This is a genomic window from Pseudoalteromonas sp. APC 3694 (assembly GCF_030407565.1).
In the GTDB taxonomy this organism is placed as follows: Bacteria; Pseudomonadota; Gammaproteobacteria; order Enterobacterales; family Alteromonadaceae; genus Pseudoalteromonas; species Pseudoalteromonas tetraodonis.
Window position 1 is genome coordinate 17,663 of record NZ_JASDDE010000053.1, and the last position, 9,367, is coordinate 27,029.

The window sequence follows — 9,367 nt, forward strand, 5'->3', positions numbered from 1 at the left end:
TGCTCTATGTCAATTCGTAAGCGTTTAACACTTATCTTACTGTCAATGATGGTGTTAACGTGCTTTTTAGCTTTAGTCAAAGGCTACCAAAAAAGTATGAGCCATGGTGAGCAATTACTCGATAGTGAGCTAAAAGTGGTGGCTGGAGTCTTGATGCAACAGCCTCTATCTATAAACGCTATGGCGCCAAAAATGCAAGAAAGCGCCCAGCTACTGTATCAAATTTGGCAAAGTGGTGAGCTACTTAGCGGTTCTGACGAATTAAATCTTGATTTGAGCCAATATCAAGCGGGTTTTCAAACGCTTAATATTGCAGGGCAGCGAATGCGGGTATTCGTTTTTGCTACTTCTTTTCGCACCGTTATTGTTGCCGAGCCGATTGCTAAGCGGTTTGAGCTTGCCGAAGCGGTGATTTTATCAGCCATGTTACCCATGTTATGGGCGGTTCCTTTGCTTGCGCTATTTATTAGCTTTTTTGTTAAATATGCACTGGCACCGTTAACCCGTTTATCAAAACAGTTAGCCCTGCGCCAAGCAAATGATTTCACAGCGATCAATTGGCAGGTGACGGATGAAGAAATAAAACCAGTGATCAGCCGCTTAAACGACTTATTTAAACGCGTAGAAACGGCCTATATACGAGAACGTTTTTTTGCCTCAGATGCCGCCCATGAATTACGTACTCCCCTGAGCAGTTTAAAAATTAATGTGCATAATTTGGCCGCCCAACAAGGCGATAACCAAGAATTACAAGCCATGACACAAGGTATTAATCGACTCACCAATATAGTGGAGCAAATGCTAATACTAGGGCGTACTCAGCCAGAGCAGTGGCAAAAGCAGTTTAAAGAACAGTCATTATTAGCGATCACGCAAGAAGTAGTTAGCCAACTATATGAAAAAATAGAGGCTAAAAATCACACTATTAGCCTTGAGGGAGATGACTTTACTATTAACGGTGATGAGTTTACCTTAGTGACGTTAATTTCAAACCTACTGAGTAATGCTATAAAGTACGCGCCTGCAAACGGACAAATAAAAATTACCCTAAAGCAGATGCACAGGCAGCGTATTTGGCAAATAGAAGACAGCGGTCCAGGTATGACGGACGATCAAAAACAACGGATATTTAACCGTTTTTATCGCGTTGGCGGTGACCAACATCCTTCGGGTGAACAAGGTGCGGGCTTAGGCATGGCAATAGTCCAGCACATTATTGCTATTTATAGCGCTGAAATTAACTTAACAGACAGCGATTTGGGCGGCTTAAAAGTACAGGTAGTTTTTGCAGGAGCTAAATGTGATTAAACGACTTATTCACCCCTATTTATATTGTTGCGTATTTTTATCATTTAACGCCGCCAGTAAAGACTATCTTATTGTACTTAAAGATCATCTGTTTTATCCCGCAGAAATCGTGGTGCCGGCCAATAAAAAGGTACGCTTGTTAATCGAAAATCAAGATAGTACGCCTGAAGAATTCGACAGTTTCGATCTCAACCGAGAGAAAGTACTTTACCCTAATCGCAAAAGCGTTATTTATATTGGGCCGTTAACTCCTGGGCGTTATGAATTTTTTGGCGAGTTTTCACCCAATACGGCGCGTGGTGCTGTAATAGCGACCGAAAAGGAGGGTTCTGATGCTAATAACTAGCCTTGTGATGAGCCTCAATCAGTTATTGCCGGTGGCCATTTTACTTATTTTACTCCAAGTGATTGCCAAGCAAAGTTTAATGAAATTGCTGGGAGGGCTTATTTTAGGGATCGGGCTTTCATTTTTGTTTGTAAAAAGTGCGCCGTTAATTAGCCCCTTGTTTGACTATCAGGGTTTAGAATATGCCCAAATTGGTTTGTGTATTTTAATTTTTATTAGTGCACTGTACTACGCCATTAAACAAGCAACAGCTGCTTTTATGATTGCGATTATCAGCGTAATGACACTTTATTTAAGTCACTACATTATTTACCTGATTGGCTTTTGGCAAAACAACGAAGCGGCTCAAAGTTTATTTATTGGCACTTTTTTAGGCTTGGGAATATGCAGCAGCTTTAGCGTGTTGTTGTATTTTTTATTGAGTGCAACCAAACAGCGCTTTGGGCTTACTCCTTTATTAGTATTGTTAGCATTAAATAGTGCGGCAAAATTAGTTGTGGCGCTTGATTTGGCGAGCCAAATTGATTTGATAGCAACAACGGTAACCGTATGGGATTTACGTGACATTTTAACCGAAAACTCAGAGTTTGGACGAGTATTGCGCGCTCTGATTGGTTATGAGGCTACGCCTAATTTAACCAGTGTTTTAAGCTATGCGTTGAGCAGCGTGTTATTTTTATCTGTTTGTTATTTTATTCCTAAATTAATCACTAAGGAAAAATCATGAAAGCAATAAACCTATTTGCAGCCACTGTATTAATTGGTTTTTGTTTATTAATACCTAAGCTCGTTTATGCTGATGGCATAGTAGTAGATAAAGTTTATCATCCGTATGTGTTGCCGTTTGAGCGCGAGCTAGAATGGCGGCTTGTGTCGCATCAAACTGATAGTGGTAATATTTTAGCACAGCGCGTTGGCTTAGGCGGCGCAATAAACGACACCATGGCATTGGAAGGCTACATCGTGGGTGAGCGCGATGATAACGGTGACTTTGGCTTGCAAGCGTATGAGTTAGAGCTTCGTTGGCAGTTAATAGAGCAGGGCAGGCTATGGGCTGATTGGGGCGCGTTATTTGAATTTGAAAAACAGCATGACGCCGACGCATACGAAGCAACCTCTGGTTTTGTAATTGAAAAAGAGTTTGGTCGTGCAAGCCTCACCATGAATGCTTTTTTAGTATACGAATGGGGGCAAGATATAGAAAACGAATGGGAAAGCGAGTTTAGAGCGCAATATCGCTACCGATACTTGTCTGCTTTTCAGCCCGCGGTTGAGGTGTATCTTGGTGAAGACTTTGTGGGTATTGGCCCTGGGTTTATAGGCTTGCACCGCTTTGATGGACAAAAACAATTAAAGTGGGAAGCCGGTTTTATTACTGAAATCAGCCAGTCAGAGAAGAATCATAGTTTTAGAATGGCGTTAGAATTTGAATTTTAAGCTGCTTAAACAAGTGCTTAACATGTAAAGTGAGTTACGAGGGTTATTTTATTAATTAAATCGCGTAAAGGGTTGACTTGTCACAGTAACTCTATATAGTAGGCCGCAGCTAGAAAGAAAGCATGATAATTTATAAATCTCCATTTCGTTGTTGTATAAGTAATACTTGTAGTACCGTCCTGAAGTTTTTAAGTACCATCTCATTTTTTGCTACACCGCCCATTAGGGCACAATTTAATTTTTTATATCAGGAATAATACTATGTCTAACATCGTATCAGGTACAGTTAAGTGGTTCAACGAGTCTAAAGGTTTTGGTTTCATCGAGCAAGAAAACGGTCCAGACGTTTTCGCACATTTCTCAGCAATCAAAAGCGAAGGTTTCAAAACTTTAGCTGAAGGCCAACGTGTAGAGTTCACTCTTTCACAAGGTCAAAAAGGTCCTCAAGCTGATAACATCACAGCTCTATAATTTTACTTTTTAAGTAAAATGAAAAAAAGCGCTTAAGGCGCTTTTTTTGTGCCCAAAATTTAAGAATATTACACCACCGCTTTAACACCCTAGTCATTTTTATTTCTATTTACGTCATCTGCTATTTTAACATTACAAACAGCGTTATAAATTAATAGTTTCTACATGCTTTCTAGGTTAAGGTTATTACTTAAATTATAGGGGGTGTTTATTTTTAAATTTACATTATTAGCGTTAGGGTTGCTATTTAGCCATAATATCCAGGCTGCTGAGCCTAAACTGGTTATTTATACCGAAAGTTTTCCTCCGTATAACTTTCAAGATAGCACTGGCCAATTGGTGGGTATCAATCATGACATAGTAAAAGATACCTGTGCCCGTGCAGCGCTAGAGTGCGAGTTTATAATGCTACCTTGGAAGCGTGCTTACCACTTAGTGCAAAGTAACCCGCAGTCAGCCATTTTTTCTTTGGCAAAAACGCAAGAGCGAGAGCCTCTTTTTAAATGGGTTGGACCCTTGGTGTCAAATCAAACCTACTTTTTTAAATTAAAAACTAGCGACCATATTGTGATGAATGATATTTCACAAGCTAAAAACTACTCGTTGGGCATAGTGCGAGGCGACATTTATGAAATGCTGGTGCGTCGACTTGGGTTTGTTACCGATAAAAACTTACTATTGTTTAGTGAAGCAGACTCATTTATGCGACTGTTTTTTAAAAAACGCATCGATTTAATTATTGGCTCTGACTTTACTATTGATCATCAAAGTGAGCCATTTGGGTACTCTAGGGATGACTTGGTGAAGCTCAAGCAAATTCATGTGGATGAGCTTAAAGGCAACTATATTGGCTTTAACAAAGCCGTTTCACCTATGGTAGTAAAACGCTTTAATCAAGCACTTGAGCAGCTTAAGGCAGAGTCTGGCTATGAAGCTTACATTAAACGTTATGTAAAAAATTAAGCCTATAGACAATAATAAACACGCCTAAGCAGAGAAAAACTCAAAAAGTTCCCACTCAATAATGCCTATATTACCTCTTCACAGCCATTCATTCTTGTTAACTTCGCTACCTTTTATACTCTCAAGTGCCTTGTAAAGGGCTGACAATTAAATGCTTCTGCAGTTACACAGTTGTTCATATTTTTTTAGTAATACCAATTCGCTTAATTAAGTGGTCTATTTTGAGGCTGGAAAACGAGTTGATAGCTAGGCAAAAAATTCGCTATTTAGTTGTTCTAAATGAGAATTTTTTAACACAGGTAGCGACACGTTTAGTCCCGCAAAATGATTAAGTATTATTGCGGATTGGTATAAGAATGAAAGCTTTGCTAGGGAATTTTTAGGTATGAATTGCTGAGGATTTAGAAAGTAGAGGCTATAAAAACGATAAAAGGGCCTTGCGGCCCTTGGTGAAGTATCGTTCAAGTCAGATAGTGCTTTAACCCCTTAAAGCGCTATCCTATTGTTTTGCAACAGTTGGATCGTCTCATTAAGTTTCTAAGCTAGCGAGAGGAAAAACCCAGCAATTGCTGCGCTCATAAGGTTAGCCATAGATCCTGCTAACACTGCTCTGAGCCCTAAGCGTGCGATATCCTTTCGCCGACTAGGCGCCATACCGCCTAATCCACCTAGTAAAATGGCTATCGATGATAAGTTAGCAAAGCCACACAAGGCAAAGGTAACAATTGCTTGTGTATGCGCACTTAACGTATCGCGATAATTTATAAAGTCTAAGTAAGCAACAAACTCATTTACCACTAACTTTTGACCAATAAAGCTGCCGGCTATAATTGCCTCATTCCACGGTACTCCTAGTAACCATGCAACAGGGGCAAATAAGTAGCCTAAAATTTCTTGTAGCGTTAATGTAGGGTAATCAAATAACCCACCAATACCGCCTAATAAACCGTTTAATAAAGCAATTAACGCAACGAAAGCAAGTAGCATTGCACCTACGTTAAGTGCCAACTGCATACCGTTTGCTGCGCCTGATGCTGCTGCGTCAATAACATTAACCGGTTTGTCATCGCCTAAATCTATATCGGCTAAATCATCTTTAGGTGTTTCTGTCTCTGGCACTATCATTTTTGCCATTAAGAAACCGCCTGGTGCCGCCATAAAGCTGGCTGCAATTAAATACTTAAGGTCTACGCCAATAATTACATAACCGGCCATTACAGAGCCTGCTACGGTGGCTAAACCACCAACCATTACGGCAAACAATTCCGACTTGGTCATGGTTGCAATAAACGGTTTAACAATTAAAGGCGCTTCAGTTTGACCAACAAAAATATTTGCTGTGGCTGAAAGCGACTCGGTGCGTGAGGTTTTCAATAATTTTTGTAAACCGCCACCCAAAATTTTAATAATCCAATCCATAATGCCTAAGTGATATAACACAGCAACAAGTGCTGAGAAAAACACAATAACGGGCAATACTTGAATTGCAAAAATAAACCCTAGCGTATCTTGCGAAGCTAATGGGCCAAATAAAAAGCTAATTCCATCGTTGGCATACCCAATAACCGATGAAACGGCGCGAGACATACTCGCTAATACATTTTTGCCTGCTTCAAAAAACAGTACAAAACCGCCGATAATGACTTGCATTAAAAATGCGATACCCACGGTTCTTAATTTTATTGCTTTGCGATCAGTTGAGGCCGCAAAAGCGATGCCTAGTAGCACTAGCATGCCTACTAAGCTCATAAATGTTGTCATACAAACGTTTCCCGTTGTTATTCTTGTAAAATGTACTTTATTTTACTTTTTATAATATCAATCGCAACGCGATTCATACCGCCTCGAGTCACAACTAAATCAGCGTTATGCTTTGAAGGCTCAATAAATTGATAAAACATCGGTCTAACAGTTGCTTGATATTGCTCAACAACAGATTGTAATGTTCTGCCTCTTTGTTCCATGTCGCGTTGCATTCGGCGCATTAAACAAATATCCAATGGCGTATCTATAAACACCTTGATATCAAATTCTTTATTAAGCGCTTTATCACTCAGTAATAAAATACCTTCTACAATGAGTATTTTAGCCGAAGCCACACGGCGCGTTTTATCGCTACGTGTATGCTGAGCATAATCATAAGTTGGTACTTCAACAGAGTGGCCATTACGAAGTTGCGTTAAATGCTCAAGCAATAGCTCGTGTTCAAATGCATCAGGATGGTCGTAATTCGTTTGCGTACGATGTGCCATCGGCAAATGCGATTGATCCTTGTAATAAGCATCTTCTTCAATAATGGCGATAGCGCCTGGTTCAAGCTCATTTACCAATTCATTGTAAATAGTTTGGCTAAATAGAGATTTGCCGGACGCCGATGCGCCTGCAATAGCTATAATAGTTCGTGTCACTAAAGTTCTCACCCACACAGAAGGATATATTGTTGGTAGATCACAATAGCAAAAAAGACACGATTAATCTCTTTTGCTTCGCTTAAGAGTGCAAATTTATAATGTTTAGGTTTTATGAAACAGGACTTATGTCCTGTACGGAAAATTCGAAGAGCAGATAAAGTAACCACCTAGAACAGATGTGAGGTCACAATGGCAAGAGCAATTATCTTAATGGCGGATAGTTTAGGAATTGGCGCAGCACCCGATGCAGATAAATTTGGTGATGTTGGTGCTAATACATTCGCACATTTACTCAAGGCATATTATGACGAGACTGGCAGTAAGCTTTCGCTTCCTAACCTTTCAAAACTGGGGTTAGTAGATGCATGTGAAGCCGCTGGTAAAGAACCCTGTTTAATTGCTGACCGAAATGAGCCACAAGGCGCATGGGGTTACGCAAAAGAGCTTTCAAGCGGTAAAGACACGCCATCGGGTCATTGGGAAATGGCTGGCGTGCCAGTGTTATTTGATTGGGGTTACTTCCCTAAAACACAGCCGAGTTTCCCACAAGAATTTGTAGACGAGTTTATTGCTCGCACAGGTATTCCGGGCATTTTAGGCAATTGCCATGCCTCAGGAACCACGATTTTAGAGCAGCTAGGTGAAGAGCACGTAAAAACAGGTAAACCAATCTGTTACACCTCAGCTGATAGTGTGTTTCAAATAGCCGCGCATGAAGAATCATTCGGCCTAGAGAAGCTTTATCAAGTTTGCGAAATCGCACGGGCGCTGCTTGATGAAATGAATATAGGGCGAGTGATTGCGCGGCCATTTTTGGGTTCTAATAATCAAGACTTTGCCAGAACCGGTAATCGTCGTGATTATTCAGTATTACCGCCATCGCCAACATTGCTCGATGTACTTGCAAAAGACGGTGGCGAAGTTATCAGTATTGGTAAAATTTCAGATATTTATGCGCATCAAGGCATTACCCAAAAGCATAAAGCGCCAGGATTAATGAACTTGCTAGAAAAAACCAGTGAAGTGGTGGCGACTGCGCCGGATCACAGTTTGATTTTTACCAATTTAGTTGATTTTGATGAAAAGTTTGGCCATCGCAGAAATCCTGTTGGCTATGCGAAAGCGCTAAAAGAGTTTGATGATTACTTACCCACTATTTTAGATCAGCTAAAGCCTGATGATTTATTAATGGTCACCGCCGATCATGGCTGTGACCCGACCTTTCCAGGGTCAGAGCACACTCGTGAATATGTGCCAGTTATTGCTTATCAGCCAGGAATGAACAACACGCCACTGGGTGAACGCAATAGCTTTGCCGATATTGGCCAAACACTTGCGCAATGGTTTAACCTTAAAGCGTTAGAATATGGTGATGGCTTTATTGATAAGCTGAACACAGTTAAATAACTTAGAAATACGCTCGCTATTTTAAAGTAATAGGGCTTTTAGCCAAACAAAAGGAAAACAATCGATGAGTACTCCGCATATCAGTGCAAACGTAGGTGATTTTGCCGAAACAGTATTAATGCCAGGCGATCCGCTACGCGCACAATATATTGCTGAAAACTTTTTAGATGATGCAGTGCAAGTAACTGGCGTACGTAACATGTACGGCTTTACTGGAACTTACAAAGGTAAGCCAGTGAGCATTATGGGTTCAGGCATGGGCATTCCTTCAATGTCAATTTATGCTCGTGAGCTTATTGTTAGTTTTGGCGTTAAAAATATTATTCGTATAGGTACCTGTGGTGGTATTGGTAGCGATATTAAAATTCGCGACGTAATTTTTGCACAAGGTGCAAGCACAGATTCAAACGTAAATCGTGCCCGCGTTCGTGGTACTGACTTTGCAGCGATTGCTAACTTTGACTTACTTTTAAACGGCGTTAATGCGGCTAAAGATTTAGGCATTGATGCAAAAGTAGGTAACGTATTTACTACCGATACTTTTTATCAAGCAGACGACACGTTTTATAAAGACCTAGACAAACTAGGTGTACTCGCTGTTGATATGGAAACAGCTGGCTTATACGGCGTAGCAGCAGAATACGGCGCAAAAGCAATGGCATTATTTACCGTCAGTGATCATGTAATCACCGGCGAAGCAACACCTGCAGATGAGCGTCAAACCACGTTCAACGAAATGGTTAAAATTGCCCTAGAGTCTATCTAGTCTTAAACAATTCCTTGGTAACGTATTCACTAAGTTTTGGAGACACGCCCAAAGTGAAGTGAGACTAAACCCCCAAAGCCGCATTTTATGTGGCTTTTTTTATGCCTCAAATTTAGGTGTGAGATTCGGGCCTCGGGGTGCGGGCCACGGGGGTCGAGCTACGGGTTTTATGTTCCTAGGTTTCAGGTTCTAGGTTAAAGTCAAAGGTTAAAGGTTAAAGGTTAAAGGTTAAAGGTTAAAGGTTAAAGGTTAAAGGTT

The 9,367-nt window shown here is 40.6% G+C and carries 10 protein-coding genes; 8 read left to right on the forward strand and 2 right to left on the reverse strand.

Features of this window, described 5'->3' with window-relative positions; all coding sequences use genetic code 11:
• Positions 1–6: 6 nt before the first annotated feature.
• The 6 genes from QMA00_RS15160 to QMA00_RS15185 all read left to right on the forward strand — a co-directional run bounded on the left by QMA00_RS15160 (position 7) and on the right by QMA00_RS15185 (position 4,525).
• Complete coding sequence (locus QMA00_RS15160; protein ID WP_076922571.1) at positions 7–1,308, forward strand: ATP-binding protein; 1,302 nt, start codon at positions 7–9, stop codon at positions 1,306–1,308.
• Positions 1,301–1,654, forward strand: coding sequence for a cupredoxin domain-containing protein (locus tag QMA00_RS15165; RefSeq protein ID WP_028834667.1), 354 nt, complete (start codon positions 1,301–1,303; stop codon positions 1,652–1,654). The genes QMA00_RS15160 and QMA00_RS15165 overlap by 8 nt, the downstream gene beginning before the upstream one ends.
• Positions 1,641–2,381 (forward strand): iron transporter, encoded by a 741-nt coding sequence (locus QMA00_RS15170; protein WP_076922572.1) that lies wholly within the window; start codon positions 1,641–1,643, stop codon positions 2,379–2,381. Before QMA00_RS15165 ends, QMA00_RS15170 begins: the two co-directional genes overlap by 14 nt.
• Positions 2,378–3,091 (forward strand): hypothetical protein, encoded by a 714-nt coding sequence (locus QMA00_RS15175; RefSeq protein WP_055011595.1) that lies wholly within the window; start codon positions 2,378–2,380, stop codon positions 3,089–3,091. The genes QMA00_RS15170 and QMA00_RS15175 overlap by 4 nt, the downstream gene beginning before the upstream one ends.
• 261 nt (positions 3,092–3,352) lie before the next feature.
• Complete coding sequence (locus tag QMA00_RS15180) at positions 3,353–3,562, forward strand: cold-shock protein (RefSeq protein WP_008467029.1); 210 nt, start codon at positions 3,353–3,355, stop codon at positions 3,560–3,562.
• Positions 3,563–3,766: 204 nt separating this feature from the next.
• Positions 3,767–4,525: a transporter substrate-binding domain-containing protein gene (locus tag QMA00_RS15185; protein ID WP_076922574.1), complete on the forward strand. Its 759-nt coding sequence runs from the start codon at positions 3,767–3,769 to the stop codon at positions 4,523–4,525.
• Between the two features lie 537 nt (positions 4,526–5,062).
• Here QMA00_RS15185 and QMA00_RS15190 read toward each other — a convergent pair.
• Positions 5,063–6,286: a NupC/NupG family nucleoside CNT transporter gene (locus QMA00_RS15190; protein ID WP_076922576.1), complete on the reverse strand. Its 1,224-nt coding sequence runs from the start codon at positions 6,284–6,286 to the stop codon at positions 5,063–5,065.
• Between the two features lie 17 nt (positions 6,287–6,303).
• A complete protein-coding gene (udk, locus tag QMA00_RS15195; protein ID WP_013462847.1) occupies positions 6,304–6,933 on the reverse strand; it encodes a uridine kinase in 630 nt (209 codons plus the stop codon).
• Positions 6,934–7,125: 192 nt separating this feature from the next.
• On the opposite strand from udk, the gene QMA00_RS15200 reads away from it, so the two are divergent.
• Together QMA00_RS15200 and deoD are read left to right on the forward strand one after the other, a co-directional pair.
• Positions 7,126–8,343, forward strand: coding sequence for a phosphopentomutase (locus tag QMA00_RS15200; RefSeq protein ID WP_076922577.1), 1,218 nt, complete (start codon positions 7,126–7,128; stop codon positions 8,341–8,343).
• A 64-nt stretch (positions 8,344–8,407) separates the two neighbouring features.
• Positions 8,408–9,109 (forward strand): purine-nucleoside phosphorylase, encoded by a 702-nt coding sequence (gene deoD, locus QMA00_RS15205; RefSeq protein ID WP_008110728.1) that lies wholly within the window; start codon positions 8,408–8,410, stop codon positions 9,107–9,109.
• The last annotated feature ends 258 nt before the right edge of the window (positions 9,110–9,367 follow it).

Coding starts and splice junctions, on each gene's coding strand:
- QMA00_RS15160 (WP_076922571.1), top strand. CDS start 7: ATGTCAATTCGTAAGCGTTTAACACTTATCTTACTGTCAATGATGGTG.
- deoD (WP_008110728.1), top strand. CDS start 8,408: ATGAGTACTCCGCATATCAGTGCAAACGTAGGTGATTTTGCCGAAACA.
- QMA00_RS15170 (WP_076922572.1), top strand. CDS start 1,641: ATGCTAATAACTAGCCTTGTGATGAGCCTCAATCAGTTATTGCCGGTG.
- QMA00_RS15180 (WP_008467029.1), top strand. CDS start 3,353: ATGTCTAACATCGTATCAGGTACAGTTAAGTGGTTCAACGAGTCTAAA.
- QMA00_RS15175 (WP_055011595.1), top strand. CDS start 2,378: ATGAAAGCAATAAACCTATTTGCAGCCACTGTATTAATTGGTTTTTGT.
- QMA00_RS15190 (WP_076922576.1), bottom strand. CDS start 6,286: ATGACAACATTTATGAGCTTAGTAGGCATGCTAGTGCTACTAGGCATC.
- QMA00_RS15200 (WP_076922577.1), top strand. CDS start 7,126: ATGGCAAGAGCAATTATCTTAATGGCGGATAGTTTAGGAATTGGCGCA.